30 protein-coding genes are annotated in these 26,622 nt (G+C 58.4%); 17 read left to right on the top strand and 13 right to left on the bottom strand.

All coding sequences use genetic code 11. From position 1 onward, the window contains the following. Window positions 1-147: 147 nt before the first annotated feature. A complete protein-coding gene (gcvA, locus tag DUT91_RS02705) occupies window positions 148-1,038 on the top strand; it encodes a transcriptional regulator GcvA (protein WP_114438795.1) in 891 nt (296 codons plus the stop codon). Window positions 1,039-1,061: 23 nt separating this feature from the next. On the opposite strand, the gene DUT91_RS02700 is transcribed toward gcvA, so the two are convergent. Both DUT91_RS02700 and DUT91_RS02695 read right to left on the bottom strand, forming a co-directional pair. After that, window positions 1,062-1,457, bottom strand: coding sequence for a helix-turn-helix transcriptional regulator (locus DUT91_RS02700; RefSeq protein WP_245419451.1), 396 nt, complete (start codon window positions 1,455-1,457; stop codon window positions 1,062-1,064). 150 nt (window positions 1,458-1,607) lie between these two features. Beyond that, window positions 1,608-2,501 carry a LysR family transcriptional regulator gene (locus DUT91_RS02695; RefSeq protein WP_114438794.1) on the bottom strand — a complete coding sequence of 298 codons (894 nt, stop codon included), beginning with the start codon at window positions 2,499-2,501 and terminating at the stop codon, window positions 1,608-1,610. A gap of 109 nt (window positions 2,502-2,610) precedes the next feature. On the opposite strand from DUT91_RS02695, the gene DUT91_RS02690 reads away from it, so the two are divergent. The 7 genes from DUT91_RS02690 to DUT91_RS02660 all read left to right on the top strand — a co-directional run bounded on the left by DUT91_RS02690 (window position 2,611) and on the right by DUT91_RS02660 (window position 8,182). Continuing rightward, the gene (locus tag DUT91_RS02690; RefSeq protein ID WP_114438793.1) at window positions 2,611-3,513 is read left to right on the top strand and encodes an NmrA/HSCARG family protein; all 903 of its coding nucleotides are present in this window, start codon (window positions 2,611-2,613) and stop codon (window positions 3,511-3,513) included. A 2-nt stretch (window positions 3,514-3,515) separates the two neighbouring features. Further along, a complete protein-coding gene (locus tag DUT91_RS02685; protein WP_114438792.1) occupies window positions 3,516-3,779 on the top strand; it encodes a DUF2798 domain-containing protein in 264 nt (87 codons plus the stop codon). 333 nt (window positions 3,780-4,112) lie between these two features. After that, window positions 4,113-4,535: a helix-turn-helix domain-containing protein gene (locus DUT91_RS02680; protein ID WP_114438791.1), complete on the top strand. Its 423-nt coding sequence runs from the start codon at window positions 4,113-4,115 to the stop codon at window positions 4,533-4,535. Then, window positions 4,532-5,398, top strand: coding sequence for an alpha/beta fold hydrolase (locus tag DUT91_RS02675; protein WP_114438790.1), 867 nt, complete (start codon window positions 4,532-4,534; stop codon window positions 5,396-5,398). The genes DUT91_RS02680 and DUT91_RS02675 overlap by 4 nt, the downstream gene beginning before the upstream one ends. A gap of 18 nt (window positions 5,399-5,416) precedes the next feature. Then, on the top strand, window positions 5,417-6,742 hold the full coding sequence (gene tsf / locus DUT91_RS02670; RefSeq protein ID WP_114438789.1) for a translation elongation factor Ts: 1,326 nt from the start codon (window positions 5,417-5,419) through the stop codon (window positions 6,740-6,742). A 184-nt stretch (window positions 6,743-6,926) separates the two neighbouring features. Next, window positions 6,927-7,343, top strand: a complete 417-nt coding sequence (locus DUT91_RS02665; protein ID WP_114438788.1) for a hypothetical protein — start codon at window positions 6,927-6,929, stop codon at window positions 7,341-7,343. A 311-nt stretch (window positions 7,344-7,654) separates the two neighbouring features. Further along, entirely contained in the window at window positions 7,655-8,182 is a 528-nt protein-coding gene (locus DUT91_RS02660; RefSeq protein WP_114438787.1) for a DUF992 domain-containing protein, read from the top strand. A gap of 688 nt (window positions 8,183-8,870) precedes the next feature. Here DUT91_RS02660 and DUT91_RS02655 read toward each other — a convergent pair. Continuing rightward, on the bottom strand, window positions 8,871-9,317 hold the full coding sequence (locus DUT91_RS02655; protein WP_114438786.1) for a Ros/MucR family transcriptional regulator: 447 nt from the start codon (window positions 9,315-9,317) through the stop codon (window positions 8,871-8,873). Between the two features lie 235 nt (window positions 9,318-9,552). Further along, entirely contained in the window at window positions 9,553-10,431 is an 879-nt protein-coding gene (locus tag DUT91_RS02650) for an SDR family oxidoreductase (RefSeq protein WP_114438785.1), read from the bottom strand. Between the two features lie 118 nt (window positions 10,432-10,549). Here DUT91_RS02650 and DUT91_RS02645 point away from each other — a divergent pair, with 118 nt between their 5' ends. Next, on the top strand, window positions 10,550-11,452 hold the full coding sequence (locus tag DUT91_RS02645; protein ID WP_114438784.1) for a LysR family transcriptional regulator: 903 nt from the start codon (window positions 10,550-10,552) through the stop codon (window positions 11,450-11,452). Window positions 11,453-11,488: 36 nt separating this feature from the next. Here DUT91_RS02645 and DUT91_RS02640 read toward each other — a convergent pair whose 3' ends face one another. Both DUT91_RS02640 and DUT91_RS02635 read right to left on the bottom strand, forming a co-directional pair. Continuing rightward, on the bottom strand, window positions 11,489-11,809 hold the full coding sequence (locus DUT91_RS02640; RefSeq protein WP_147272143.1) for a hypothetical protein: 321 nt from the start codon (window positions 11,807-11,809) through the stop codon (window positions 11,489-11,491). Window positions 11,810-11,999: 190 nt separating this feature from the next. Beyond that, on the bottom strand, window positions 12,000-12,821 hold the full coding sequence (locus DUT91_RS02635) for a hypothetical protein (protein ID WP_147272142.1): 822 nt from the start codon (window positions 12,819-12,821) through the stop codon (window positions 12,000-12,002). Between the two features lie 296 nt (window positions 12,822-13,117). Between DUT91_RS02635 and DUT91_RS02630 the strand changes: the two genes are divergently transcribed. From DUT91_RS02630 to DUT91_RS02620, 3 genes are all read left to right on the top strand, one after another. Further along, window positions 13,118-13,819: a hypothetical protein gene (locus DUT91_RS02630; RefSeq protein WP_114438781.1), complete on the top strand. Its 702-nt coding sequence runs from the start codon at window positions 13,118-13,120 to the stop codon at window positions 13,817-13,819. 616 nt (window positions 13,820-14,435) lie between these two features. Further along, on the top strand, window positions 14,436-14,882 hold the full coding sequence (locus tag DUT91_RS02625; protein WP_114438780.1) for an SRPBCC family protein: 447 nt from the start codon (window positions 14,436-14,438) through the stop codon (window positions 14,880-14,882). Continuing rightward, the gene (locus DUT91_RS02620) at window positions 14,869-15,207 is read left to right on the top strand and encodes an ArsR/SmtB family transcription factor (RefSeq protein WP_200834877.1); all 339 of its coding nucleotides are present in this window, start codon (window positions 14,869-14,871) and stop codon (window positions 15,205-15,207) included. Before DUT91_RS02625 ends, DUT91_RS02620 begins: the two co-directional genes overlap by 14 nt. 12 nt (window positions 15,208-15,219) lie before the next feature. Here DUT91_RS02620 and DUT91_RS02615 read toward each other — a convergent pair whose 3' ends face one another. Further along, window positions 15,220-15,654: a VOC family protein gene (locus DUT91_RS02615; protein ID WP_114438779.1), complete on the bottom strand. Its 435-nt coding sequence runs from the start codon at window positions 15,652-15,654 to the stop codon at window positions 15,220-15,222. A 156-nt stretch (window positions 15,655-15,810) separates the two neighbouring features. After that, complete coding sequence (locus tag DUT91_RS02610) at window positions 15,811-16,707, bottom strand: helix-turn-helix domain-containing protein (RefSeq protein WP_114438778.1); 897 nt, start codon at window positions 16,705-16,707, stop codon at window positions 15,811-15,813. An 86-nt stretch (window positions 16,708-16,793) separates the two neighbouring features. On the opposite strand from DUT91_RS02610, the gene DUT91_RS02605 reads away from it, so the two are divergent. The 5 genes from DUT91_RS02605 to DUT91_RS02585 all read left to right on the top strand — a co-directional run bounded on the left by DUT91_RS02605 (window position 16,794) and on the right by DUT91_RS02585 (window position 23,034). Next, the gene (locus DUT91_RS02605; RefSeq protein ID WP_114438777.1) at window positions 16,794-18,074 is read left to right on the top strand and encodes an ABC transporter substrate-binding protein; all 1,281 of its coding nucleotides are present in this window, start codon (window positions 16,794-16,796) and stop codon (window positions 18,072-18,074) included. 91 nt (window positions 18,075-18,165) lie between these two features. Then, window positions 18,166-19,026 (top strand): carbohydrate ABC transporter permease, encoded by an 861-nt coding sequence (locus DUT91_RS02600; RefSeq protein WP_114438776.1) that lies wholly within the window; start codon window positions 18,166-18,168, stop codon window positions 19,024-19,026. Next, on the top strand, window positions 19,023-19,859 hold the full coding sequence (locus tag DUT91_RS02595) for a carbohydrate ABC transporter permease (protein WP_114438775.1): 837 nt from the start codon (window positions 19,023-19,025) through the stop codon (window positions 19,857-19,859). Before DUT91_RS02600 ends, DUT91_RS02595 begins: the two co-directional genes overlap by 4 nt. A gap of 14 nt (window positions 19,860-19,873) precedes the next feature. Beyond that, window positions 19,874-20,959: an ABC transporter ATP-binding protein gene (locus DUT91_RS02590; protein ID WP_114438774.1), complete on the top strand. Its 1,086-nt coding sequence runs from the start codon at window positions 19,874-19,876 to the stop codon at window positions 20,957-20,959. Window positions 20,960-21,018: 59 nt separating this feature from the next. Continuing rightward, window positions 21,019-23,034: an aldo/keto reductase gene (locus tag DUT91_RS02585; protein WP_114438773.1), complete on the top strand. Its 2,016-nt coding sequence runs from the start codon at window positions 21,019-21,021 to the stop codon at window positions 23,032-23,034. A 36-nt stretch (window positions 23,035-23,070) separates the two neighbouring features. On the opposite strand, the gene DUT91_RS02580 is transcribed toward DUT91_RS02585, so the two are convergent. The 5 genes from DUT91_RS02580 to DUT91_RS02560 form a co-directional block, all read right to left on the bottom strand. Beyond that, a complete protein-coding gene (locus tag DUT91_RS02580) occupies window positions 23,071-23,337 on the bottom strand; it encodes a hypothetical protein (protein WP_114438772.1) in 267 nt (88 codons plus the stop codon). Window positions 23,338-23,583: 246 nt separating this feature from the next. Beyond that, window positions 23,584-24,093: a ferritin-like domain-containing protein gene (locus DUT91_RS02575; RefSeq protein WP_114438771.1), complete on the bottom strand. Its 510-nt coding sequence runs from the start codon at window positions 24,091-24,093 to the stop codon at window positions 23,584-23,586. Between the two features lie 147 nt (window positions 24,094-24,240). Then, window positions 24,241-24,711, bottom strand: a complete 471-nt coding sequence (locus tag DUT91_RS02570) for a DUF2269 family protein (protein ID WP_114438770.1) — start codon at window positions 24,709-24,711, stop codon at window positions 24,241-24,243. Then, the gene (locus DUT91_RS02565; protein WP_114438769.1) at window positions 24,711-26,000 is read right to left on the bottom strand and encodes an SDR family oxidoreductase; all 1,290 of its coding nucleotides are present in this window, start codon (window positions 25,998-26,000) and stop codon (window positions 24,711-24,713) included. The genes DUT91_RS02570 and DUT91_RS02565 overlap by 1 nt, the downstream gene beginning before the upstream one ends. After that, window positions 25,997-26,479: a hypothetical protein gene (locus DUT91_RS02560; protein ID WP_200834876.1), complete on the bottom strand. Its 483-nt coding sequence runs from the start codon at window positions 26,477-26,479 to the stop codon at window positions 25,997-25,999. The genes DUT91_RS02565 and DUT91_RS02560 overlap by 4 nt, the downstream gene beginning before the upstream one ends. Window positions 26,480-26,622: the final 143 nt, after the last annotated feature.

The raw sequence follows: 26,622 nt of genomic DNA, 5'->3' as shown, positions 1-26,622 counted from the left end.
GCATTGATCCTCTGAATTGACTTATGCGAAAGCTGAGCTCATCTGGTAAGCTCAGGCATGCCGACAATGTGGCGTTGAAAACCTCGATAGACAAACTCCGAATTGTCAGGTATCAGATGAACTAATTTCATCTATCGATTCAGGGTCATGCGAAGACTCCCACCGCTTTCCGCTCTGCGTGCGTTCGAGGCCGCGGCCAGACATGGCAGCTTCAAGCGGGCAGCGAACGAACTCGCAGTTACTCCCACCGCGATCAGCCACCAAATTCGTTCGCTCGAGGAGCACACAGGGCTGATCCTCTTCGAGCGAAAAATCCGCAAGGTCGTGCTAAGCGATGCCGGCGCGCAACTCTATCCAGTGCTGCGGGAGGGGTTCGACGCGTTCGAGGCGATACTCGATCGCATTTCGCAATCCAGGAAGCGGGCGCAGGTGACGATCTCGGCCACCAGCGCCTTCACGGTGAAGTGGCTTGTTCCCCGAGTGGCCAATTTCCGGAAGCTGCACCCCGATATCGATCTGCAGCTTCAGGCTTCGGACGAGGCCGTCGATCTCGACGTCAGCTCGGTCGACATCGCCATCCGCTACGGGCAGGGGAACTATCCTGGCCTTAGCTCAGAGCCGATGTTCGCCGACGCATTTGCACCGCTCGTCAACCCAAAGCTCGGCGTGCGGAATCCTGCCGATCTGGGCCGGTTTCCCCTGATCCATTTCGAGTGGATGCGAAAGCAGCCAGGCAATCCGAACTGGCAGAACTGGTTCGCGAAGGCTGGGCTTCCATGCCCGTCGGACCTCGGACAACTCCAATTTTCCGACGAAGGTCACGCCATCCAGGCGGCTGTCGCGGGGCAGGGCGTCGCGCTGCTCAGCTTGGCCCTAGTGGCGGACGAACTCGCTGCCGGGCATCTCGTGCAGCCCTTCGGTCCCAGCCTGGATGGATACACCTACCATCTCGTGATGAAGGGTGATCGCTCGCCGACCCCAAGTGTCGGTGCGGCCGCGGACTGGCTTCGGTCGGAAGTGCGCCCGGCTCACGGCTGATGTCGTACCGCTTCTTCGGGAGTTCAATGTACCGGGGCGGTATCGCCGGAAGACAGGTGAGAGGGCGCGAGTGGTGAGCCGATGTCGGAAACCAGTTTGACGAGGTCGGCTTGGCGGCTGGTGTTTGTTTTGGCGAAAATGCGACTGAGATGGGTCTTCAAGGTGTTCTCGCTGATACCCAGAGAGGATGCGCTCTTGGACGGTGCCGCCCCATTTCCGATCTTTAACAGGACGCGTGCCTCTGCAGGTGTAAGATCGAACAGCGTTGTGAGTACGGCCTCTGGCAGCGGCGAAGCGGAGGTTGTTGTCGATATAAAGACAGCGGCACAAGCAGGCCGAAAGGCTGCGCGCGCGGTCCCTTCGCTCAGCGGCAGGACATAGGCGACGGCTGGAGGCTGTCCGGATGCCGAAATAGGCAATCCTATGCCGCGGCAGCTGCAAGGGTGTCGGCGTTCCGAGCGCGCCGCCGCATAGCCGCAGTCTTTTTGGGATCTGTTTTCGCCGCCGGGGAACGCCGATTTGCATATTGCATATAAGGGGTTTGCCGGCGACGATCTAACGCTTTCGCATCAGAGGTTATCCAGCGTGAGCCGTCTCGCCAGGAGATCGACGAATGCGCGAACCTTGGCGGGAGGAAGTCTACTTTCTTGCCACAGCGCGTGGATCGGTACCGGCCTGGGTTCGAATTCCTCCAGTATGATCTCCAACTGGCCCGCATCCACCAGGTGCCTGATCTGCCACAATGGGGAGTACCCCAGGCCGAGCCCTGCGCTCACTGCGGAATAGATCGCCGCCATCGTGTTAGACCGAAACGCACCGCGAACCCCGACCATGCGTTTCTTTCCGCCAATCTGAAAAGCCCATTGCCCCGGCCGGTTATCGACTGTTCGGACAATGCAGGAGTGCCGACGTAACTCCGCTGGTTCCTCAGGCCGGCCATGCCGAGCGAAATAGGACGGCGCTCCGAACACCACACGCCGCAGCGCGCCCAGCCTTTTCCCCTGCAAGCTGGAATCGGGCAGGTCGGCGATGCGCACCACCAGATCGAGCCCTTCGCTCGCTAGATCGACGAAGGTATCCGTCAATTGGAGATCGACCTCGACCTGCGGATAGCTGTCCATATATTCAGCGATGATTGGAACAAGGAAGTCGGGGCCGAACAGCGTTGGCGCACCCACGCGCAAAATACCCGATGGCTCCGTCCGACGATCTGCGGCTTCAAGGCGTGCTTCCCTGATTTCCAGCACCGCCGGCTTTACCCGCCGATAGAAGGCCTGACCGGCTTCGCTGAGCGCGGAATACCGTGTGGTGCGGTGGACGAGCTGAACGCCGACGTCTTCTTCCAGCGTAGCAAGGGAACGGCTGACCGCTTGCAGCGAGCGATCAAGACGCCGCGCAGCATCCGTCAGGCTGCCGGCTTCAGCAATATGAATGAATGCTTCAAGGTCTTCCAGGCGACTCATGGTTATCTCGTAAATCGTGATTCAGACTCTTACTTAGCGCAAATTGTTACACAGATCGTTAGAAAGTACAGTGCTCCCAGACATTTCACTACGCAAAAGGAGACGCATCGTGGGATGCACTCAGCCCATCATCCTGGTCGTGGGAACCACCGGCAAATTCGCGCGTCTGGTTGTTCCCGAGCTGCTACGGCGGAAAGCCGTCGTCCGTGCGTTCGTACGCGACGACGCACGCGCCGCCCTTGCCCTTTCGATGGGCGCGACCGAGGTCGCCATAGGAGACCTCCGCGATATGGATAGTCTGACCGAGGCAACTCGAGGCGTGCACGGCGTCTTCCATATCGGCCCGGCGTTCGCGCCCGACGAAGCAGCAATGGGTATCGCCCTGGTCCAGGCTGCGGAGCGAAGCGGTGTTAAAAAGTTCGTATTCTCGTCGGTGATCCAGCCGACGAACACGCGCCTGAAAAACCATGCGAGCAAAATACCGGTCGAGGACGCACTCTACTCATCCCGCCTCGAATATACGATCTTGCATCCGGCGAACTTTATGCAGAACATCGGGATGGCCTGGCCGTCAATCGTTCTGCACGGCCGTTTCGGCGAGCCATTTCCTAAAGTCACCAGAATTGCTCGCGTCGACTACCGCGACGTTGCCGAGGTCGCGGCTGTTGCTCTCACGGAGGACAGGCTGGCGTTCACCACGCTCGAGCTCTCCGCGGGAATGTTCAGTCGCAACGACATTGTTGCGGTCATCTCAGAGGAGCTGGGGCGCCCGATAGAAGCCTTCGAGCCAAGCTTCAGCGAATGGGTGCAGAGCGTCCGTCTACCTTACAACGACCATCAGATTCACCTGCTGTCGAAGGTACACGATCACTACAGGAAGTACGGGTTGGGGGGGAACAGTCTCTCATTGACCGCTGCGCTGGAACGCGAACCTCGGTCGTTGCGTCAGTATATTCAGGATCTGGCCCGGCCGGGGGATATGGAACCGAACAATCCCGGCAAGGAGGCGTAGTGATGCAAATCGAGTGGAAACGGCCGCTGCTGAAGAAACTGCCGGCGGGGAGCGCCCGGATCATCATGCCTCTTATGCTATCTATTCTCATGTCCGGTATCGTGTCGGCGGTGGCTACCGCTACAAGCATCGGGCCGGAAACCAGCTTCACCGTGGCATGGCCCAATGCGTGGGGCGCTTCCTGGATTGTCGCATTCCCCACTTTGCTTTTCGTGTTGCCGGTCGTACGCCGGATCGTGGCCATGATCGTAGAGCAGCCAAGATAGGCGTATCCGCATTCTGTCCATACTTTTGCACCAGCCAATTCCACCCTGATAAAAACCGGTCTGTGAAACGGCGGTCAAGCGCGAGATCGGACGCTTCACATCCCCTTCAGCCGTACAGCCCGCGAACGTTGCGGGTCCCCAGCCGCTCCTAACAGGGTGCCGTCTATTCCCCGAGACCTCATGATGCGAGACCGCTGAGACACCAGCGAAAACCTCTCAAAATTCACTTACATTCCCTTTCATTCTGCAATATAGTCGCTTATGCGCCTATTTGCGGCATAATTCTCCTATTTAGGGAATTTAAGAGAACTTAAGCCATTCGAGGTCGAGAGAATGTCGGAAGAGTTTTACACCGTCGAATTTGCCGCGGAGCGGCTGAAGCTGCACCCCAAGACTGTCCTCAAGTTCATCCGGGACGGTCGGCTGCGCGCCACTAGAATAGGGCGGCAGTATCGTATCTTAGGGTCCGATCTTGCAGCCCTGGTAGGAGACAGCCGCCCGGCCGGAGGTTTGCTGCGCCAAGTGCGCTCGACCACGATCGTCGATATTTCGAACGTGGATGCTGAACTGGCGCGGCGGATGGCATCTCTGATGACCGGCGCTCGCAGTGCGAATGGCCGGTACGCGGAGCCGTTCAACGTGGACGTCGTCCATGATCCGGCGAACGAGCACCTCAAGATCATCGTGGTCGCTCGTCCGTCGGACGCAGTCCAGTTGCTTCAGCTTGTTGAGATCCTCCTGGAGAGTCGCACATGACCTCCAGCTATCGAACGCGGGCAGGCGAGATAGCGATCCAGGAAAGCTATCTGCAATTGCTGGACCGATGGCCGGCGCCCAATCAACGCCATCGCGTTTCGACGGGCGAGGGGGAAACGTTTGTGATCGAATCCGGGCCCAAGGAAGCTCCGCCAGTGCTTCTTTTGCATGGCACCGCCTCCAATTCCGCCATGTGGCTTGGCGACGTCTCCGGGTGGAGCCGGCACTTGCGCGTATTCGCCGTCGACATCATCGGCGATGCCGGCTTCAGTGCGGCCAGTCGGCCACCCCTTGATTCAGACGCCCATGCACGGTGGCTGGACGATGTACTGGCGGCGCTGTCGCTTGAACGCGTGTCTCTGGTGGGAATCTCGCTGGGCGGGTGGCTCGCGCTCGACTTCGCGACGCGCCGCCCGCAGCGGGTGGAAAAGCTGGTCGTCATCAATCCGGGCGGCGTAGGACGGCCTAGAAACGTCCTGCTTTGGGCGTTGCCGCTGTTGATGCTTGGAGGCTGGGGTCGGCGGAAGATGATGGAGAGGATCGCCGGCAAGCCGAGCGGCGACCCCTCACCGGAACGCGATGCGGCAGCCGGCTTCACTGAACTCGTCTTCAAGCACTTCCGGCCTCGTACGGCCTCGCTGCCCCAGTTTAGCGACGAGGCGCTGAGCCGTCTCACAATGCCGGTGATGGCGATCCTGGGGGGTAAGGACGCCTTCATTGACGCCCCCGGCGCCCGGGCGCGCTTGGAAGCGCACGTTGACGATTTGAAGATATCGTTCCTTCCGGACGCTCATCATTTCATCCCCGGGCAAGGCCCGCAGATCGAAGCCTTCCTGGTGACAAGCCCGGATGAATCCGGATGATTTGAGCAGGAGCGCCGTTTGCCCGAGATCAATGTCATACTCGTAAAAGCTTTGCGGGAACGCACCGCAGCCGGCGTGATGAACTGTAAGAATGTCCTGGTCGAGGCTGGGGGCGACATCGACGCAGCCGCCAAACTTCTGCAGGAGCGGCGGCTTCTCCCGGAGGCGGCCAAACGGCGACCGACCTCGGAAGGCCTTCTCGTCTTTATGATCGAGGAGCGTTGCGGAGCCATAATCGAACTGGCCGCAGAGACGGATTTTGTCAGCCGCAATCCGCTATTCCAACGGGCAGCGGAAGACCTGGCGCGTGTCGTCGTGGCGGTCCGGGGCAGGCTCGACGAAACGCTGGCGGCTCCGTCGCCGGACGGGCAAGGCGACGTCGCAGGATACATCAGTCGATTGGCGGCGACCTTCGGCGAGAACATCCACCTACGGAGAACCGCCATCCTCGAAACGGAACATGGAATCATTGGAGCCTATGCCCACAATGCGCCGGCTCCAGGGTTAGGCCGAATGGTGGCGTTGGTGTCGGTCAGCGGGGCCGATAGCGATGTCGCCGCGAACGAAATCGCCAGGAAGCTAGCCGTCCATGTCGTCGGCGCGGCACCGCTGTGGACGACCGCGGAGCAGGTGCCCGCGGCCATACGAAATCAGAAACGACTGGGCGCCGGCCGCAACCACGAACACCACATGGCCGAAAACGAGCTGGACTCCGCGATTGAGGTGCGCCTTCAGCGCTTCTATGACCAGACCGTATTATTGCGGCAGCAGTACCTGCTCGAGCCCAGTCGAACCGTGGCAGAGGCGTTGTTGTGTGCTGCGGGACCGGCGGCGTATATCGAAGATTTCGTCTGCTATCGTGTTGGCGAAGACGCGGCGCACGACGCGCGGGTGGCGCAAGCCGCAGAGTTTGAGTGGACCTTTGGCAATGACTGGTCCAACGAACGGCCAGCGCGAATGACCGTCCTTGGCGAGGATCGCATCTTTGAGGTCTCTCCGACCGGTCCAAGGCTGCGTGATGATCGCGATGCGGTTGATCTCATCAACGCCGCCTGGTCGAGGGGAGCCACAGTTATTGCGCTGCCTGTCGCCCGTCTGGCCGTGGACTTCTTTCCCCTCAGCACAAGGAAGGCCGGAACGATTCTTCAGAAGTTCTCCAACTTCGGGACGAGAGTGGCGATAGTGGGGGATCTGTCAGTCGAACTGGCGCAGAGTTCGGCGCTGCGGGACTTCATCTTCGAAACCAACAATCGCGGTCAGGTCATATTCGTTCAGGACTTGGAAGCGCTTACACAAAAATTGCGGCAGTCCCAACATCCCCATCGAGCAGATTTTCATGGCTAGGATTAAAGCCCAGCAACAATGATGGTCGCCAGATGTCTGCCGGTTCCTGTCAGCAGGACCTATTGGAGATGGGGTCTTACGGAGGCGGTGATGCGTAAAATGCAAGGAAATGTCTTCTATGAATATTCGTTTTTTGCCGACATGGTATTAGCAAATATTCGCTCGCGTGACGGAAGATAGAACAATGAATGGCAAAAGATTATTCGTTTATATGTCGCCCTTTCTATTTCTTGTCTGCACCGATGCGAGCGTCAAGATGGCTCACGCCCAGCTTCAGCCCTCTTCCTCGATTATCACCGCTCACCCAAAGCTGGAGCGGTATGTCCTGAACAAAGCCGAAATACAGCGCGTCAGAAAAGGCGTTCTCGGATTGCTCAAACAACCCGAAACTGCGCGAATTCGCCAGATTACAGCCGTAAAGGACCGGGGAGTTGTCACGGTTTGTGGATATCTAACTGCAAAGAATTTCTCCAATAAGTATGAGGGGTATGCCCCTTTCATCGGGACCCTCTTTGCCCGAGGATTCGTGACGACCGGTGTGGCACTTGGAGAGAACGCGGACGTGGTGACGCGGACTTGCAAGGAAAGTGTCTTTGATTAGTCCGGATCGCCACCGCTACCGGGGCGGCATTGGCCAGGATTTTTTCCAATCGCGCAATCCGGCCGCAGTCGGCTATTCGATAGTGTCTAAAGGTCCTGTTGACCAATTCGATCCAGGGGAAGGCAATTCCTTCCATTCTTTGGAACGTTCCTGTCCCGTCCATGTTTAACAGCAGTGGGGGGTGAAGGCATGTGACATTTATGTGCTCCCAAGGGACATTTTTCCGCCACATGCTTTGCCCATCGCTACCCCGGCCCGTTCAACAGAAACAAAAAATGACCGGGCCACGAAATAAATGAAGGAGTACAGGGATGAAGAAGATTATTGCTGCGGCGCTGGCCGCCCTTCCGGTTTTGGCGAGCAGCGGGGCCGCCTTTGCGGCCGATGTGGTTTCACGTCATGCACCGGTCTACGAACAGCCGGACCAACGCGATGGCGTGCGCATCGGCTATCTCGATTGCTCGATCGGCGGCGGTGTCGGATACGTGCTGGGCTCCGCGAAATCAGCCGACTGCGTCTTTACCACGACAGTCGGTAGCGAGCCGCTCGATCATTATACCGGGGTTGTCCGCAAAATGGGCGTTGATCTCGGCTTCACGACCCGCTCCCGCCTGATCTGGGCCGTCTTTGCTCCGACCGCCGGCTATCACCATGGGTCGCTTGGCGGCCTCTATCAGGGTGCTACGGTGGAGGCCACCGTCGGTGCTGGTGTCGGCGCCAATATCCTCGTCGGGGGCACGTCCGGCTCCATCCAGTTGCAGACGGTCAGCGTCACGGGCCAGCTTGGTCTCAACCTTGCCGCCACCGGTACCTCGCTGACGCTCACGCCGGCGAACTAAATTTGATCCAGCCCCTTCCTGAGAAAGGGAAGGGGCTGGGACAATCGAGCGGTGAAATCAGCCGAGCCGTTTTCTTCAGATTCCCGGGTTGCCACCGGACAAAAGCCAGCCAGACATGTGCCCTGCTTCAGGCCATTCATACCGAGGGGCGGATTTTGACCGCCGGTCCCCGTTCCTTGGCGCGCTCCGCAGGTTGCGCAAGCGGGTCTCAGGAAGGCAGTGCTTCCCCAAGGTTTAAAATACCTTCTACGCCCTCAAAGCAGTAACAGAACACCACAGGAAGCATAAGTTAAGTGTGCTTAGCACCCACTGGCAATGCTGTGGAGCAATCGCATGGTGGGACTAATAGGGGGCTTTCATGAGGAAAGATTTGTCAATTTCAACTGGCTAAGCAGTAAGCACGTCTTCTTGTGCACAGTCAAAAATGGGACAGGCCTTGACCGTTTCGCTGACAGCTATACAGTAAGGCTCATATCGGGACAGTACGGGGCTGCAGGTGAAACGGTGATCACTGCAGCATACCGGGCCTCGAGTTAGGAGGCCCGGTATTGCAGACACCTGGATCATTTACGCGGCGTCAGCCGTTCGGCCGACGTCATTTACACCATCGCCACCGAGCGGCGACAGATCAAAGTGCTTTTCAGTCAGGTTTTCCAGGCGGGATTTACCGGCTGGGAACGCTGATGGTTCAGGCGGCCTTCTTACGGCTGGGCTTGACCAGTTCCGGCGTCTTGGCCTTGCGTCCAAGGCCCATCCTCTTGGCGAGGTCTGACCGCGTTGCAGCGTAATTCGGGGCAACCATCGGATAATCGGTAGGAAGATCCCACTTCGCCCGGTAGTCTTCGGGTGTGAGTCCATAGTGGGTCATCAAGTGCCGCTTGAGCGACTTGAACTTCTTGCCGTCTTCGAGGCAGATGAGATAGTCATCAGTGATCGATTTCTTGATCGAAACTGCAGGCGTCGGCTTTTCCGCGGGTGCGGGGGCGGCTTCTTCCATCAGGCCAGACAACGAGGCGTGGATCTGAGCAATCAGCGCTGGCAGTTCGGCTGAAGGAACCGAATTGTTGCTGACATAGGCAGTGATGATCTCGGTCGTGAATTCGATAATCTCGGTCGTGTTCTTTTCTTCTAGCATTATAGGCTCCTCTAGAATCATGCGTACGGGTTCCACCTAGTAATTTTCGACAGTTTCCGCAACAGGCCAAGAGTAACGTTTTATTGTTTCTGTACGCCTAGTTAGCGCGAATCAGCCACATAGTATTTAGGTCAGAATATGGCCATTAATGTGGCTTTTCCGGCTGTTTCTGCCGTATAAACACGGGGTGGGTCCGTGTATTCCTGTCTGAAGCCGGACTGTTCTCTGATCTTGTTCATGCCCGATTCGCAGAATTGTCGGGCATAATTGTTTCATCATTGTTAAAAAGTTTCGAATCGGCAGAATAAGCCACTTCACGCTGCTCTCTCACTTCGGTAAGCCGTTGTTCCAGCGCGCGCGAGATACCGTCATAAGCCGAACTGCCTAGGGCCAGGCGAAATGGCGGCTTTTTCTGATCCGCGACTGTAATCATCGCTTCAACTGTTTGTCCGGCATCACCTTTTATTTTCCAGCTGCCATCGGCAAGAATACGCCTCATTTCTCCCGCCGGTGAATCCTTATAGATTTCCATCGGTGCAGCCTGGACCAGTCCAGCGCCGAAATTTGTTGCGGTCGGGCCGGGTTCGATGATCAGGAAGTCGATCCCGAAAGCCGCAACCTCTTGCGCCACAGCTTCGATGAAGCCTTCGATGCCCCATTTGGTGGCGTGGTAAAGGCTGAAGTTCGGATAGGCGATCTGACCGCCCTCGGACGAGACTTGCACGATCCGCCCACCGCCTTGCAGGCGCAAATGGGGCAGGGCGGCGCGTATCAGCGCAATGGAGCCGGTCAGATTTGTGGCGATCTGGTGGTCGATCTGATCGTCGGTAACCTCTTCGGCGGCGCCGAACAGACCATAGCCGGCGTTGCTGACGACGTTATCTATTCGGCTCATCCGGGCGAATGCATTGTCTACCGCGGCCCGGATGCCAGTTCTGTCGGTCAGATCCAGCATCACTGCCATCAACCGATCACCATATTGGCGCTGCAGATCCTCGAGGGCGTCTTCGCGCCTGACGGAACCCACGACGCGATCACCGCGCGCAAGCAGGCGCTCTGTCATCATTCGTCCGAGGCCTGCGGATGCGCCTGTAATAAACCAAGTCTTGCTCATGATGTGTTCCTTTCCTGTCAGCCGGTAGGTCAAGTTTCCGGTTGCCATTGATATGGAAAGAAACGATTGGTGAGATAAGTATGTCTATGTGGTATAACCTAGTGAAGAATTCTCACCAATGCCCAAGCCGACGCTCAACGACCTCGCCGCCTTTGCGGCCGTTGCCGAACACCGGAGTTTTCGAAAGGCTGCCGATCAACTCGGGGTTTCCCGTTCTGCGCTGAGCCATGCTTTGCGAGGGCTTGAGCAGGATGTCGGCGTGCGCCTACTCAACCGGACCACGCGGAGCGTTTCGCCGACGGATGCAGGCGCCCGGTTGCTGGCGCAACTCGGCCCTGTTCTGCGGGGCTTCGACGAGGCGCTCGATTCGCTTGCCGATATCCGCGGCGTGCCCAGCGGGGCACTTCGCATCAACGCCAGCAAGGGAGCGGCGCGCTTCCTCCTGCACAGTCTGGTTCCGGAGTTCCTTGCCCTTTGTCCGGCAGTCGAGCTCGATCTGGTATCCGAGGGCCGGCTGGTGGACATTGTCAAAGAGGGGTTCGACGCAGGTGTCAGGCTTGGGGAGGCCGTCCCTCAAGACATGATCGCGGTCAGGATCGCCGGCGATACGCGCTTCCTGACAGTGGCCTCTCCGGGATATCTGGCGAGGCATGCGCGGCCGGCGATGCCTGACGATCTCAGCAATCACCAATGCATCCGGCAGCGACTGCCGAGCGGCAAGCGCTATCGCTGGGAGTTTGGCAAACATGGCGAGGAAATCGCCATCGACGCGCCCGGCACGCTTACACTCGACGACAACGATCTGATGGTTGAAGCCGCCACTGCCGGACTTGGTATCGCTTTCGTCCCGGAGAGTTTCGCGCAAGACCGGCTGGAGGACGGTCGGCTTGTGACGGTGCTTGAGGATTGGTGCCCGTGGATACCGGGGCTAACGCTCTATTATCCCGGGCACAGGCACGTTCCCTCATCACTGCGGGCACTGATCGATCTGGCGACGCAAATGCGCATTGGCCGTCGTTGAAGCAATGAGTTCAAGCGGGTGCCGGCGGGCTGAAAGTTAATAGCCTTCCTTCCGCAGTTCATCGCCCAACGAACTGCTCAAGAAGAATTCTTTCTCTTCAGGCGTTACCAAACCGAGTTTGTCGCATTGCCTGATCTGAACGGCCATGGCGTGTTTTCCGATGTCGTTCGCTGCCGGCGCCAGAATGGCATCGACGACTTCCTTTTCACATTCGGAGATCAGGCGCGGTGCGGCGGTGTCTATCTCGGCTTTGGGGATGTCGGTAAATACCAGGGTAACGGAGGTGACTATACCAACCAGACCCGCCGCCGCGAGAATTCCTTTGAGTCGGTGATCCATTGGCAGTCGATAAATCATTGGCGCCTCCACGGCTGCTCCGGCCGCCGAACTGTTGCAGTTGAAGCCCAAGAGCATCATATCCGTCCCGATTTGCCAAGGAGCAAGTGCAATTCCACCTCTGTTACGGCGGGGCCGTCTATTGCGCGACCCGCCATCATACTTTGAAGCAATGGCCGGACGTGACCAGCACGTCCGGCCATTGCTTGGTTTATTGTGCCGATGCGGTTGTCGTGCCGAGGCAGCGCGTCGGGCAAGAGGGGCTGCGGCCGAGTATTTCGCCCAGCGCGGATGCATTCTTCTTGTTGCAGACATAGCCCAGATATGCGCGGTCATTCGTCCCGAAATTCGGTATCCCGCAGGATGCAGCCATCGTCTTTTCAGCCTGCTTCCAGAGCGTCTGCACGACCTTGGCTGTCTTCGGCGCATTCAGGCCTTGCCAAGTCCCGGGATGATTCTTGCGCGCCTCTGCAGCATATCCGGCCACAAAGGCCATCATTGCAGCCAGCCCATCGCGATGATCGACCTGGCTGTCGTTGGTGTGCACCGAGGTGAGTTTGCTGGCTGAGTTCAGGTCGTGGCTGTACGCATTGAGCTCATCGAGAAGATACATGAAATCGTCCGCCGAGGACGCCGAGCCTGGCTTGAGATAGGTCTGGATGAAGAGAGGATCATTGAAGTTCTTGGCCATCTGTCCGGCGATCAGCTTTGGCGGGAAGAAGTTTGCGGTTTCGTGCGGGCGCTTGACATTGCCGCCGTTGATCAGCGGATAGGCATCGCGCTCTTCCGTGAGCATGTGCACGGACTCATGGACTGCGGTTGCAAGATCAAGCTGGATGTCATCGCAGCTGATCCAGTTGGTAAACTGGCTCTTGTCTTTCATCGCACGATAGACGTCGTACCCTGATGGAGAGAGTCTTTGAAGACTACGAACTGCCGGGGCTTTACAGTCAGAGTTCTGTGCAGCATCGGCGGCTTGAGAAAGGCCAAAGAAGGCCAGAAAAATTACACCCACTTGCATAGTTTTATGCATCTTCGTTCCTTTTGTAGATATATAAATTTTTAGAAGATTAAGCGAAGAAGTGCATATGAATTTGTCTGGAAAGTGGCCATGTAACTGAAGCAAATATTGTCCGGTTGTTCTAAAATAATTAAAAATTATCTGGATTATTTTAAAGTAGAATAAGTGGTGTTTTTCTTTCCCGTTGTACAATCCAAAAGAATATTGATTAGAGTTATTCAGGTTAGGTCCGGTTCAGCTGAGAGGGCGACTGAGGACTTAGTTCTGAGCATGTGTAACTCTCTAATTTAACCCCAGGAGACATAGTCATGATGAAGTCCTTCAAAACAATCTTTGCCATTGCCGCTCTGGCAAGCGCATCGATGGTTGCGATAACTGTTTCTGCCAATGCCGCCGAACGCACCAAAAGGCCGATCGCGACCACGAAGGTCGATACGACCTATCGCGATGGAACAACCACCCGCCAGGTTCGCAACGTCACCAAGTATCGGGATGTCGAGCGTCCCCGCATGGTGACGCATACACGGCGCATCGTGAACGTGACGCGCGTTCAGCCGGTGACCCGCGTCAACGTAGTAACGCGCGTCCGTAACAAGACCGCCGTGATCCGTGAAAACAGCTATGGCTCCCGCACGAACGTTCTTCCTACCCGCCATGTAACGACTAGTAAGACGATCGTTAACCGTGCCAATGTGCGCCCGACCACGGATACGGTCTATAATTACAGGACCGTTCGCAAGGTGAAGAACGTCACGCGCTATCGTGATGTCCAAAAGACGCGCTATGTCCGTCACGTCAATCGCATCGTGGCTGTCAATCGCGTTCAGCCGGTCGTGCGCACCAACGTCGTTACGCGTATTCACGAGCGTCCGCGGGTTGTAACGCAGAACCGGTACATCAACCGTACGGAAGTTCTGCCGGAGCGCATCATCCGTAGCGCAAAGACCATTCGGGTTAATGACGGGGTCGAATACCGTCGCGCCAAGCGTGCTTATTCCGACATGGATTAAGCAAGTCCAACTTTAAAAAAGACGGCGGGTCATTCCTGTGGCCCGCCGTTATTTTTCCTCGCGCCAAATGCCAAGAAGAAGATGCTTCTTCAACGCCGGCCTGTTATTCGCCAATCACATGAACGTGCTGCGTAGATAATTGAACGCAAGTGCGATTGCCACGAATATCAGAGCATAGCTCAGCCAAAGCAATGTGTCTTTAAACGTGCTACCCTTCGGTTTTTTCACTGTAGCCCCCAAAATGAATTGGGCGCAAAAGATTGTATATCCTTGAAAAAGTCAACTGCTGGTAGCGTTTTTCGAGAAACGTATCTCTTGGCACAACCTGCCGACAGGCAGGCGAGCCGCAAACCACGCTGGTCGCTTGCTGACTGATGTGAAACCGATATTTTTCTGGGAAGGGAAGAGGCCCGACCTGGGTGTTGGTTGCGGGTGGGGGCCGGGCCTCAGCGCCGATGGAACATCCGGCCTGCAATTTGTGCGATAAATGACAGGTGAGTCGCAACCCTAATAAATGGGGAGCAATTTGCCACATTTCTGCCTTAATTGATGGCAACCAGAAGGTTGCGCTTTTGAACCCGCTGTGTCATGTTATCAGCAACCAGGAGGTTGCATTATGGCAGATCGTATCCAGAAGAGCATCGAGTTGAATGCGCCTGTCGAACGTGTTTGGCGTGCGTTGACCGATTTTGAAGAGTTCGGCTCATGGTTCGGTGTGAACCTGGAGGGCCCCTTCGTGCCGGGGGAAATTTCCCGAGGCCGCATCACCTATCCCGGTTATGAGCATGTCATTTGGGAGGCGGTCATCAAGCACATGGACGCGCCCCGGTATTTCTCCTTCACATGGCATCCGCATGCTGTGGACCCCGATGTTGACTATTCCGGCGAAGAGCCGACGCTTGTCGAATTCCGGCTGGAACCGACATCGACGGGAACGCGCCTGAGCGTCGTGGAGTCCGGCTTCGATGCGCTGCCGAGCCATCGGCGGCCGGATGCATTGCGCATGAATGCGGAGGGCTGGGCGGAGCAGATGAAGAACATCGAGGCCCATGTCCAGTCATAGCGCTCATACTCACGATCCGGATCCAGCACCTATTTTCGCAGCTCTGGGCGACCGAACGCGCCTTTCGCTTTTGATGAAGCTGAGCGACGGGCAAATGCGCTCGATAGCAAATCTGTCGGTGGACACCGAGATCACGCGGCAGGCTGTCACCAAGCACCTGCGCGTGCTGGAGAGCGCAGGGCTGGTGAAAAGCTCTCGCGTCGGTCGGGAAAGCCAATTCACATTGCAGCCGGAACCGATCGCCGAGATCAAATCCTATCTCGACGAGGTTTCGCAGCAATGGGACGATGCCTTGTCGCGGCTTCGCGCCTTTGTCGAGCGATGATTCCCGCACGCCTCAGCCGGCTTTGACAGGTGCGTTCATGGCCCAGAGAATGCCGAAGGGATCGCGGAGCTGGCCGTAGCGGTCGCCCCAAAACATCACCTCGATCGGCATGACCACTTCGGCGCCGGCTTCGACTGCGCGGTTCCACCAGGCGTCTATATCGTCGACGACCAGCTGCATCGTGAAGCCTTGTGGCTTTTCCAGGGGATGGCCGTGGTCGGGGTAGGGATCGCAGAGCATGAGGGAACTGCCATTGATATAAAGATGGACGTGCATCGTCCGGCCCTGTTCATCGGGCGGGACGACGAAGGCTTCCTCGGCTCCGAAGGCGCGTTTGTAGAATTGGGCCGCCTTGAGGGCGCCATCGACCTGGAGATAGGGCACGAGCCCTCCCAGGACTTTCGGGCTCGGGTTGGAGGTGGCGGTCGCTCCAGCTCGTTCGGTCATGATCCATGTCACCTTTCAATGATCCCCGGGGCTCCCGGGATAGTCACGCCCATGTGGGCCGTTCCAAGGACGAACGGAGATCTGGCGATCCGACAAGTCTCGAAGAAAAATCGGGGTGCCGCGCAGATCGGGCTCAAAGAGGTGGCGGCATTATGATCAGGCGAGGCTGCAGTTGCGCATGGCGCGCCTGAAATCGGACGGCGGCATGCCGGCGATATTGCGGAATGATTTGTTGAAGGCGCTCAGCGAGCCGAAGCCGCTTTCCATGGCGACCTGCAGCACGTTGACCTCATCGCGCAGCAGCATTGCCTGCGCATAGGAAAGGCGGAGCAGGTTGACATAATTGTTGAGCGTCATGCCGGTCGATCTCCTGAAGACGCTCATCGCATATTTTGGATGCAGGCCGGCGGCGACGGCTATAGCGACGGAATCGATATCCTGCAGGAAGTTGTTGGCGATGAAGTCGCACATGCGGGCGACGGTGCGCGAGGATTGCTGGCCGGTCTGATCGTTGGCGGCGATCATCGTCTTTTCCGGTATCATCCGATAGGGCTCGAAGACGATCCGCTCAACGCGCAGCAGCAATTCGTTGACGGCATGTTCGACCCTGGCCGGGTCGCCCGAGCGGGTATAGCGGACCCAGCGCGGAAAATTCTCCATGTCAGCGGCATCGGTGGCGGCTGTGATCAGCGTCGCGCCCTGCATGAGCTGCGCGGAGACGCTGTCTGGCAGGCGCATGCGGAAGAAATGCACCAGCGGCAAGTGTGCGCCGGCGTAGAGGGAATCATCGGACGAGAAATCCATCTGATGCGGCTGCCCGCCCCAGAACAGGCACATGTCACCCGCGCCGAGCTCAATCGTCTGGTTGTTCACGCGATAGCGAACGGAGCCGTGCATGATAAAATTGACTTCCACCTGCGCATGCCAGTGGGGCATGGCCATGACTGGCGGGTGATTGTGGAACATTTGCAAGGCAGTCGGCAGGCCCTCGATGCTGCTCGCACCCGGTTGATAGATCGGTTTTTCCCGAATCTTACTTTCCGCCAACTCCATGTTCCTCTTTTAGGAGACTTCCGCTCCCTTGCAGCTAATTTAGCAGGGTTCGCAAAGAACAAGCAATTGAAAAGGGAGGATTTTCAATGCGCTTCAATCTTCTTGGCGCCGCAGCTCTGGGTTTTGTTTCCGGCCTCGGCTGTCTGCCCGCGCTTGCCCAATCGGGCGAAATCACCATCTGGAGCTGGAATGTCGCCGCATCGTCGCTGAGATCGACCTTGGAAGGCTTCAACAAGAAATACCCTGATGTGAAGGTCAATATTCAGGACCTCGGCAATGATCAGGTCTTCGACAAATCGCTCGCGGGCTGCGCGGCGGGGGGAGAGAGCCTGCCGGATATCGTGACGATCGAGAATTTCGAAGCCGAAGTCTATTGGAACCGCTTTCCGGATTGCTTCGCCAATCTCAAGGAGCTTGGTTATACCGCCGAGATCCAGGCAAAATTTCCTGATTTCAAACGCACGGAACTCGAAGTCGGCGATGTCGCCTATGCCATGCCGTGGGATTCCGGACCGGTCGCGGTATTCTATCGCCGCGACTTCTACGAAAAGGCGGGCGTCGATCCGCAGACGATCAAGACCTGGGACGATTTCATTGCCGCCGGCAAGAAGATCGCCGAAGCCAATTCCGGCGTCGTCATGACGCAAGGCGATTTCAACGCGGATAGCGAATGGTTCCGCATGATCACCAATGAGCAGGGCTGCGGCTTTTTCTCGACGGATGGCCAATCGATCACGATCAACCAGCCGGCCTGTGTCGCAACGCTGGAAAAGATCAAGGAAATGAAGGACGCCGGCATCATCACAGCCGCCAATTGGGAAGAAAAGGCCCAGGCGAACAAGGCGGGCGCCGTCGCCAGCCAGCTCTATGGCGGCTGGTATGAGGGGACGATCCGCTCGACAGCGCCCGATCTTGCCGGAAAATGGGGCGTCTATCTCATGCCGAGCCTGACTGCCGACGGTCCGCGCGCCGCCAATCTCGGGGGCTCGTCGCTTGCCATCAGCAACAGTTCGAAGAACAAGGAAGCCGCCTGGGCGTTTGTCAACTATGCGCTGGGCACCGACGAGGCCCAGGTGACGATGCTGAAATCCTTCGGCCTCGTTCCGTCGCTCCTGAGCGCGGTGAAGGACCCTTTCGTTGCCGAACCGCAGCCTTATTGGGACAACCAGGCCATCTGGTCCGATATCCTTTCGACCCTGCCCAAGGTCGTGCCGAGCCGCGGTACACAGTTTCAGGGTGACGCGGACGCGATCTATATAGCCACCCAGACCAAATATTTTAGCGGCGACTATCCTGATGCGAAGGCTGCTTTGGACGATGCTGCCAGCCAGATCGCCGACGCCACGGGTCTTCCCATCGCGGAATAAAGTTCGAGACGCGGCCGGATGCAATCGCATGCGGCCGTGTTCCTCGGCTCGCCGACACTCTGATTTCGACGGTTGATGGAGGAGGACACCGATGCAGTCGCGCAATCGGATCGCTTATGCGTTCCTTGCCCCCTATCTCCTTATCTTTACGGCCTTTTGGCTTTGGCCGATCATCGATTCATTCTTGCTCTCGTTTCAGAATACGCGCGTCAATCCATGGACTTTCAGTCCCGGCCTCAATTGGGGGCGATTGTCCCGCGATCCCGCTTTCTACAACGCTTTGAAAAACACGCTGCTTATCCTGGTCGTCCAGGTGCCGGTGATGATCACGCTCGCTACGATCATGGCGGTCTTGCTCAATTCGCCGCTGCTCAAGGCGCGCGGCCTGTTCCGCTTTGCTTTTTTCGCGCCCGTCGTGGTGGGCGAGGTGGCCTACGCCGCGGTTTTCCGACTGATGTTCAATCTCAATTTCGGCATCATCAACAAGCTCCTCAACACAGTCGGTATTCCCTCAGTTTCCTGGTTCGCGGAAAAGCCGCCGGCCATGGCGCTACTGATCATCGCCGTCACCTGGCGCTGGGCCGGGTACAACGCCATCATCATTCTTGCCGGTCTCCAGTCGATTCCGAACGATGTCTATGAGGCAGCCACGCTCGACCGGGTGAGCAAGATCAGGCAGTTCTTCTTCATAACGCTGCCGCTGCTGCGCCCGATCATCCTGTTCTGCATGGTGCTGTCGATCATTGGCTCGATGCAACTCTTCACGGAACCCTTTCTCATCACTGATCGGGGCGGCCCGGGCGGCGGAACGGAAACGCTTGGCCTGTTCCTCTACCGGCAGGGCTTCGTATCGCTGAATTTCGGTTATGCCTCCGCCATCGCCTACACGATTGCCGCGCTCGCGGTGCTGATTTCGCTGCTCAATCTCTGGCTGGGGCGTGAACCGAAATGAAATCGAAATCGAGATCTACGGCCACCCGCTCGCTCCTGCTCCATCTGGCGCTCACGCCGCTTGCAATCATCTGGCTGTTTCCGCTGTGGATGATGGTGGTCTTCTCCACCATGCCGGATCATGGAATATTCAGCCCGCGGATCGAGCTTCTGCCGTCTACGCATTTTGCCGAGAATTTCAGAAATCTGCAGGCTGATACGAATTTCCTGCGGGCATTGACGATCTCGATCACGGTGGCGGTGGTTTATACGGTGCTGTCGGTGATGCTGACGTCGATGGCCGGATGGGCGCTCGCGCGTTACCGCTTCCTGGGCCGGTCCATAGTCGTCGCCATCATTCTCGGCACGATAACCCTGCCTTACTTCGTCGTGGTGATCCCGCAATTCATCATGGTGGCCCGCGAATTCAAGATGTCCAATAGCTGGATAGCGCTCGTCGTGCCGCCTTTGTTCAATTCGCTTGGAGTGCTCTTCATGCGTCAGGCATTTACGATGATGCCGAGCGAATTGTTCGACGCCGCGCGGGTCGAGGGCGTCAAGGAATGGCAGATCTTCCTGCGCATCGCGCTGCCGCTTGCCCGACCGACCATGGCAGCGCTTTCGATTATCCTCTTCCTGGCTTCCTGGAACAATTATCTCTGGCCGCTGCTCATCAATTCGCGGCCGGACATGATGACGGCGCCGGTGGCGCTCGGGACATTGATCGGCTTTACCAAGGTTTCCTGGGGCGGCATCATGGCGGGTGCGGTCGTGCTTACCGGGCCCATGCTGGTCGTCTTCGTCCTTCTGCAACGCCATTTCATCGCCGGCATCGCTGCTGGCGCGGTCAAGTAACGGAGAAACGCTGCATGGCTGAACTTTCACTGAAGAATGTCGTCAAGCGGTTCGGCAATTTCGAGATCATCCGGGATGCCAGCCTTGAGGTGAGTGATGGCGAGTTCGTCGTGTTCGTCGGGCCATCCGGCTGCGGCAAGTCAACCCTCCTGCGCATGATCGCGGGACTGGAGGACATCACCGGTGGCGAGATCTGGATCGGCGGCGCCGTGGTGAATGATGTCGAGCCGGCAGATCGGGGCATTGCCATGGTTTTCCAGTCCTATGCGCTCTATCCGCACATGACAGTCGAGCAGAACCTGGGCTTCGGCCTGCGGATGACTGGAAACCCGAAGGCCGATACGGAGAGGAGGATCAGGCGGGCAGCGGAGATCCTGCAGATCACCGAGCTTCTGGACCGGCGGCCAAGGCAATTGTCGGGTGGCCAGCGCCAGCGCGTCGCCATCGGTCGCGCCATCGTGCGCGAGCCGCGCGTCTTCCTCTTCGACGAGCCGCTTTCCAATCTGGATGCCGAACTGCGCGTGCAGATGCGTGTCGAGATTTCCAGGCTCCACAAGGAGTTAGGCACCACCATGATCTATGTCACCCATGACCAGACGGAGGCGATGACGCTCGCCGACAAGATCGTGGTCTTGCGGGGTGGCAATATCGAGCAGATCGGCGCGCCGCTCGATCTCTATGATGATCCGGCCAACCAGTTCGTCGCCGGTTTCGTCGGCTCGCCCAAGATGAATTTCATGGCGGCCAGGATCATCGGCAAGACGCCCGACAGTGTCACTGTCAGCCTCGTGAACCAGGACGCTGTGCAACTGACCCTGCCGGTCCGCGATGTGCCCGCCATTGGCGAAATGGTGACGCTCGGCGTCCGACCTGAGCATTTCGCCGAGGCAGGGCAGGGCGACGCCGATCTCGCGGTGAAGGTCGATGTGGCCGAGCATCTCGGCAATACCAGCTACATCTACGCCAATGTCGCGGATGGCGAGCAACTCGTCATCGAGCGCGAGGAATCCCGCAATGAAATCAACCGCGACAAGTTCGTCGTCGCGATCAAATCGAGCCGAGCATATCTGTTCGACGGCGCGGGCAAGAGGCTGAAATAGACATCCAGAAACTGGCCAATTCCCAAGAGGCCTCCAATTCCATCAAGAGGATTTCTCCCATGACTGAACATGCGCCGATCCGTTGGGGCATTATCGGACCGGGCACCATCGCCCGAACATTCGCCGAGGGTATCGCCCATTCCCATACCGGAAGGCTGGAGGCCATCGCCACGCGTAATCCGAACAGGCCCGGGCTTGCGGAGGGGTTTGCCGGCGCACGCATCATCGCCGGCTACGAAGCCTTGCTGGACGATCCGGATGTCGATGCAGTCTATATCGCCACGCCACATACGGGCCATGCCGAATGGGCGATCAAAGCGGCCCGCGCCGGGAAGCACTTTCTCGTCGAAAAGCCCATCGGACTGAGCGCTTATGAGGCCGAGGCGATCTTTCATGAGGCGGCGAAAGCAGGCGTCTTTGCCGGCGAAGCCTTCATGTACCGCCTGCATCCGCAAACGGCAAAGCTCATCCATCTGGTCCAAAGCGGCGTGATCGGAGATGTGCGGCTCATCCGCTCGAGCTTCGGCTTCAACATGGGAAGCGTTCGCCCCGAGCATCGGCTCTTCTCCAGCGAGACCGCCGGCGGGGGGATTCTCGATGTCGGCGGTTATCCCGTCTCGATGGTCCGGCTGATTGCGGGGGCTGTCGAGGGCAAGGCCTTCGCCGAACCGGAAAAGGTCTTCGGCGTCGGACATCTCGGGGCGACCGGCGTGGACGAATGGGCGTCGGCGGTGCTGAGATTCCCCAATGGCATCGTCGCCGAAGTGTCCTGTTCGATCATGGCGAAGCAGGACAATACGCTGCGCATCATCGGCTCAAAGGGCCGCATCGAGGTCGGGGATTTCTGGTATGCGGCGGGCCCTAAAGGCGGTATCGGCAAGATCGACATCGTCAGGCCGGATGGCGCAACCGAGAGCATTGAGGTTCATGAAAATGGATGGCTCTATGCCTTCGAGGTTGATGCGGCGGGCGAGGCCATTCGCGCGGGCAGGCAGGAGTTCGCATCGCCGGGGATGGCTTGGGCGGATTCCGTCGGCAATCTGCAGGTGCTGGACAAATGGCGTGCATCGATCGGGCTCGAATACATCGTCGAAAAAGCCGCGAGCAAGACCAGGACCATTTCCGGCGCTGCGCTCCGCCAGGGAGATTCGGTTCCGAAGCGGGCGATGCCCGGGCTTGAAAAGCCTGCCTCGGTAGTGGCGCTTGGCTTCGAGTTCTTTCCGAATTTCGCGGCAAGCACGCTGACGCTTGATGCCTATTTCGAGGCGGGCGGCAATCTCTTCGACACGGCCTATGTCTATGGCGGCGGCAAGACCGAGGCGATCTTCGGCGATTGGCATAGCAGCCGGGGCGTGCCGCGGCAGGATGTGATCGTGATCGGCAAGGGCGCACATTCCCCGCTCTGCTATCCCGATGTGATCGGCCGGCAACTGGCCGCTTCGCTCGACCGGCTGCAGACCGATCATGTCGATATCTATTTCATGCACCGGGACAATACGGACATACCGGTCGGGGAATTCGTCGATGCCATCGATGCCGAGGTGAAAGCCGGCCGTATTCGCGGGCCCTATGGCGGCTCGAACTGGACGCGGGAGCGCATGGACGAGGCAATCGCCTATGCGCAGAAGAATGGCCGGACGCCGCCCGGCGCGCTATCCAACAATTTCTCGCTGGCCCATATGATAGAGCCGATTTGGGCGGGTTGCATCGCGGCGTCGGACGATGAATGGAAGACATGGCTCGAGGCGCGGCAGATGCCGAACTTCGCCTGGTCCAGCCAGGGGCGCGGCTTCTTCACCGAACGGGCAGGACGCGACAAGCGGGACGATGAAGAGCTGGTGCGGGTGTGGTATTCGGAGAAGAATTTCGGGCGCCGCGACCGGGCCATCGAACTTGCCCGCAAGCTTGGCCGCAGCCCTATCCATATCGCGCTGGCCTATGTGCTGAACCAGCCTTTCCCGGTGTTTCCGTTGATCGGTCCGCGGAACTTGCGGGAACTGGAGGACAGTCTTTCAGCCCTCGATATCGTGCTGACGCCGGATCAGGTGAAATGGCTGGAAGGTGAGATGCAATAAGGATTGAGAGGGCGGCCCGGACAGGCGCCGCCCTCATTAAGCTGACAGGTCAACGGGTGCGGCTGTTGCCAGATCGTGCTCACGGCGGTTGTTCTCGACATTTGCGGCGGCGAACGCCAAAGCTTCGATATCCCGATATCCGAGATTGTAAAGGCGCATGACTTCTCTGGCGAGCCGGTCCGCATCTCTGGTATTGGTGGCGCCCAGCAGGGCCGTGGATCTATGATAGGCTGACTGCATGATGCGCCAGTCTTCGCTGGTATAGGCGGATTCGTGGCCGGGATAGCCACCTCTTATCGGCATGTCGATCTCCGTGAAGCAAAGACTGGAGTTACCCAAGACCTGAAAAGTGTGGGCTCCATGCGGATAAGAGTCAAATCGTTTCCAATATTGCCGTCGTTTCAGAAGCTTGCATTTGTAATATAAATCGGATGAATTTCAGCGCCAGACTTCAGTCCGGCGCTGATGTTTTTGCGATACCCCAAGAAGTTGTGATGTGACGTCCATGATAATAGAACGGGACCCGGAAAATCGGTGCTCCGCCTCTTCCTAACGCTTGGCCGTTTCCAACTCGACTTGGTCGCGTTTCAGATATTCGCGCGTTACCTCGTCTGCATGATCGGCGAGCCATGCGGCCATCGCTTCCTCCTCCCGGCAGATCTCCTCGCATACGCGAGCGGTCGTGGTGTCGCCCACCGCTTCGGCGGCGGCGATCAGAATACGGTAGGATGCGATCTCCATATGCTCAAACGTATAGCTTGCCAGCGTTCCCTTCACCACTTCATCGCCAGCCATGATGCCGCCGAAGCTCTGCATCATCGCGGTGAGTTTTCCAGCGACGTCCTTTACAGTGGAGGTAGAGGCGCCGCGTTGCTCGATACATCTCTCGAGCCGTTCGCGTTGCGATTTGGTCTCCGTCAGATGCTGCTCGATGCGGGCGCGCAATTGCGGATAGTTCTCAAGACGGCCTACCTGACCGCTCAGCATCTGCTCCGCCTGCTCTTCCATCGCGTGTGCGTCACGCAGCCACTGGTTCAGCCAATCATCCATGTTTGCCATTTAGGGCTCCTTCCTTTCAGTATCGGGCGGCCGACCGGCGGGTTTGCGGTCGGCACGCATCGCCACACATCAAACTTCTGGATTTGGCTATTGTTCCGGAGTGCGAGGACCCGAATTCGAATTATTCTCAGGAAAAGGCCGGAATCTTTACCAGATAGCGGGGCGGGCTATCATCAACCAGAAAATGGCCGCGACTGCGCCGAAGGCCGGGAAGCCGAAGATGAACCAGAGCCTGAAGAGTGTGAAATAGCGGGCGGGAAGAGCGGTGCCTTTGGTAGCCGCCTCGGTCGCGAGCCGCCGCATCTCCATCTGCATCCAGACGACGGGAAGCCAAAACGCGCCCGTGATCAGGTAGAGCACAATCGACAGCACGATCCAGCTTTCGGTGAGCGAGTAGCCTGCATTCCACGCCAGCGCGACGCCGGTGATGGGCTGCGCCACCACTGCGGTCGCGGTGAAGACAAAATCCGCGATGACGACGATGCGCGCGACGGCGGCTATAGTGGCCGCATTGCCCGTCCGGTGCGCCAGCAGCAAGAAAAAGGCTATGCCGGCGCCGGTGCCCAGCAACACCGAAGCGCCAATCACATGCAGGTATTTGAGGACGAGATAGAGCATCAGCGTTCATCCAGAATGGCGAGCGCCACGAGATGTAACACCAGTATAGGCCAGATTTTCAGGAGCGGACCCAGCGGCTCCTTCCACAGTTCGGGAAGCAGAATCGTGCCCGCCACAATATAGAACAGCGAAAGCGCAATCGCCGCGTAAAGACCTCGCCGGGTCGTCGGGCGGTAGGCGATCGCCAAGCCGACGAGAATATCGGCGATTGCTCCGGCGACCACGCTTGGAGCGGCGAGAATGCCGGCTTGTGCCCGAACCATCAGATCGACGCCGATCTGGAAGCCTGCTGTTAGCGAGAGGATGCCGGTGGTCAGCCAGAACAACGCCAGCACAATGAAGGTGAGTGGTTTCAGGAAATAGAGCTTGGCGAACCAGCGCTCCTGGACTGTCACGGGCTCCGCCGCCAGTGCGGCATCGAGCGATCTTGGATTGATCCCTGTCATCTCACGCCAGCGTGTCGCATCGCCGATCGCTCCACGGACGATCTCCCGGGCTGCGGTGCTCCGCATCGGCGACCGCCAGCCGAGCGTGCCGACAAGATCGCCAGCCCGATAGAGAAGCGTCGCAAGGGGGCGAGGCACCTCGAACGTCCGGGAGGGGCCCCATCCCAGCCACCGTCGGTAGCTTGCCACCACTTCGCTCACCGTCAGCCTCTGCGGTCCGGCGAGTTCGAGCTCCACCCGCTTCGGCGCCGAGGCTGTGAGGAAGAATGCGACCGTAGCGGTCACGTCTTCAAGCTGTACAATTTGCAATGCGCCCGTATCCTTCATAACCGGCAGGAGGGGAAGGGCCGCCAGGCCGCGGAAGAGGGCGCTCCCGCCGTATACGGGCCGGCCGAGCACTACGGACGGGCGCAGGATCACCCAATCGAGATCGCGATCCATGAGGACCGCGTCGCCGCGCGCCTTGGTTTCCGAGAAAGCTGACATCTGTCCGCGATCCACGCCGATGGCCGAGAGATGGATGACGCGCCGGATGCCAAGCTCTTCGCAGGCAAGAAACAGCGCAGACGGGCCGCTGACGTGGACGCCTTCGGTATTCTCGCGCGGGCCGTCCTGCAGAACGCCGACGCAATTGACCACTGCCTCCATTCCGTCGAGATAAGGCGTCCAGTTGCCGGGTTGGGTGGCCTGTGCCATGTCGAGGGCGATGACGCGACTGACGAAGGCGGGGACAGGCGCGCTGCCCGGCCGTATCATCGCGGTCACATCATGTCCGTCGCTGGAAAGGCGGGCGCAGATCGCAGAGCCGATCAAACCGGTGGCCCCTGTGACGAGGACTTTCATTTCCGTCTTCCCGAAATTGCATCCCGCGACACTCCACGGGAGAAGACGCTGTGGGCTGAACGGTCGAGTTCGCGCAGGCTGCCGGACAGCGCAAGGCCCCACACGACATGCGCCGCGACCATGAGAAGATTTCGTTGCATGGGGTGTTTTGTGGCGGGAGAGAGGATGCAGAGCGCGGGGATCCAGCCGAGATAGCTCAGAGCCCAGACGAGAACGCCATAGGCCGGACCGCTCGAAAGGCGCCGGGGCAGCAATGCGTAGAGGGCGCCGGTAGCGGCTCCGAAACTGAAATGCGCCAGCACGGTTTCGGTGCGCAACGTACGCTCCGGAGCCTTGGCATGCATTTGCGCCATGATCTCGCGTGGCGGCAGCGGATAGCGATGCTCGTTTTTCAGAAGAAAGAACATCTGGCGCATTGCGGCAGTCATCGCCATCGTTGCCGAGATGCCTGCCAATGCGCCGAAAACGATCTTCCGCAAATGCCACTCCTTACAAGGGTCTACCCGTCTGCTCCCGCTAAATGGATAAGGGCATGATTTTGTTCCGTACTTTCAGGCAACGGGCGAGCGTAACAAAAGGGCGGCAAGGTCAGGAAGGGTTTTGGGGGATTGCTCCAGCTTTT

This window comes from Paramesorhizobium salinisoli (genome assembly GCF_003335045.1).
GTDB lineage: Bacteria > Pseudomonadota > Alphaproteobacteria > Rhizobiales > Rhizobiaceae > Paramesorhizobium > Paramesorhizobium salinisoli.
This window is presented reverse-complemented; position numbering and strand designations above follow the sequence as displayed.

Bases quoted from the DNA above. Each gene is read 5' to 3' on its own strand.
- gcvA (WP_114438795.1), top strand. From the start codon at position 148: ATGCGAAGACTCCCACCGCTTTCCGCTCTGCGTGCGTTCGAGGCCGCG.
- DUT91_RS02695 (WP_114438794.1), bottom strand. From the start codon at position 2,501: ATGAGTCGCCTGGAAGACCTTGAAGCATTCATTCATATTGCTGAAGCC.
- DUT91_RS02685 (WP_114438792.1), top strand. From the start codon at position 3,516: ATGCAAATCGAGTGGAAACGGCCGCTGCTGAAGAAACTGCCGGCGGGG.
- DUT91_RS02680 (WP_114438791.1), top strand. From the start codon at position 4,113: ATGTCGGAAGAGTTTTACACCGTCGAATTTGCCGCGGAGCGGCTGAAG.
- DUT91_RS02675 (WP_114438790.1), top strand. From the start codon at position 4,532: ATGACCTCCAGCTATCGAACGCGGGCAGGCGAGATAGCGATCCAGGAA.
- DUT91_RS02665 (WP_114438788.1), top strand. From the start codon at position 6,927: ATGAATGGCAAAAGATTATTCGTTTATATGTCGCCCTTTCTATTTCTT.
- DUT91_RS02660 (WP_114438787.1), top strand. From the start codon at position 7,655: ATGAAGAAGATTATTGCTGCGGCGCTGGCCGCCCTTCCGGTTTTGGCG.
- DUT91_RS02655 (WP_114438786.1), bottom strand. From the start codon at position 9,317: ATGCTAGAAGAAAAGAACACGACCGAGATTATCGAATTCACGACCGAG.
- DUT91_RS02650 (WP_114438785.1), bottom strand. From the start codon at position 10,431: ATGAGCAAGACTTGGTTTATTACAGGCGCATCCGCAGGCCTCGGACGA.
- DUT91_RS02645 (WP_114438784.1), top strand. From the start codon at position 10,550: ATGCCCAAGCCGACGCTCAACGACCTCGCCGCCTTTGCGGCCGTTGCC.
- DUT91_RS02640 (WP_147272143.1), bottom strand. From the start codon at position 11,809: ATGATTTATCGACTGCCAATGGATCACCGACTCAAAGGAATTCTCGCG.
- DUT91_RS02635 (WP_147272142.1), bottom strand. From the start codon at position 12,821: ATGCATAAAACTATGCAAGTGGGTGTAATTTTTCTGGCCTTCTTTGGC.
- DUT91_RS02630 (WP_114438781.1), top strand. From the start codon at position 13,118: ATGATGAAGTCCTTCAAAACAATCTTTGCCATTGCCGCTCTGGCAAGC.
- DUT91_RS02625 (WP_114438780.1), top strand. From the start codon at position 14,436: ATGGCAGATCGTATCCAGAAGAGCATCGAGTTGAATGCGCCTGTCGAA.
- DUT91_RS02620 (WP_200834877.1), top strand. From the start codon at position 14,869: ATGTCCAGTCATAGCGCTCATACTCACGATCCGGATCCAGCACCTATT.
- DUT91_RS02615 (WP_114438779.1), bottom strand. From the start codon at position 15,654: ATGACCGAACGAGCTGGAGCGACCGCCACCTCCAACCCGAGCCCGAAA.
- DUT91_RS02610 (WP_114438778.1), bottom strand. From the start codon at position 16,707: ATGGAGTTGGCGGAAAGTAAGATTCGGGAAAAACCGATCTATCAACCG.
- DUT91_RS02605 (WP_114438777.1), top strand. From the start codon at position 16,794: ATGCGCTTCAATCTTCTTGGCGCCGCAGCTCTGGGTTTTGTTTCCGGC.
- DUT91_RS02600 (WP_114438776.1), top strand. From the start codon at position 18,166: ATGCAGTCGCGCAATCGGATCGCTTATGCGTTCCTTGCCCCCTATCTC.
- DUT91_RS02595 (WP_114438775.1), top strand. From the start codon at position 19,023: ATGAAATCGAAATCGAGATCTACGGCCACCCGCTCGCTCCTGCTCCAT.
- DUT91_RS02590 (WP_114438774.1), top strand. From the start codon at position 19,874: ATGGCTGAACTTTCACTGAAGAATGTCGTCAAGCGGTTCGGCAATTTC.
- DUT91_RS02585 (WP_114438773.1), top strand. From the start codon at position 21,019: ATGACTGAACATGCGCCGATCCGTTGGGGCATTATCGGACCGGGCACC.
- DUT91_RS02580 (WP_114438772.1), bottom strand. From the start codon at position 23,337: ATGCCGATAAGAGGTGGCTATCCCGGCCACGAATCCGCCTATACCAGC.
- DUT91_RS02575 (WP_114438771.1), bottom strand. From the start codon at position 24,093: ATGGCAAACATGGATGATTGGCTGAACCAGTGGCTGCGTGACGCACAC.
- DUT91_RS02570 (WP_114438770.1), bottom strand. From the start codon at position 24,711: ATGCTCTATCTCGTCCTCAAATACCTGCATGTGATTGGCGCTTCGGTG.
- DUT91_RS02565 (WP_114438769.1), bottom strand. From the start codon at position 26,000: ATGAAAGTCCTCGTCACAGGGGCCACCGGTTTGATCGGCTCTGCGATC.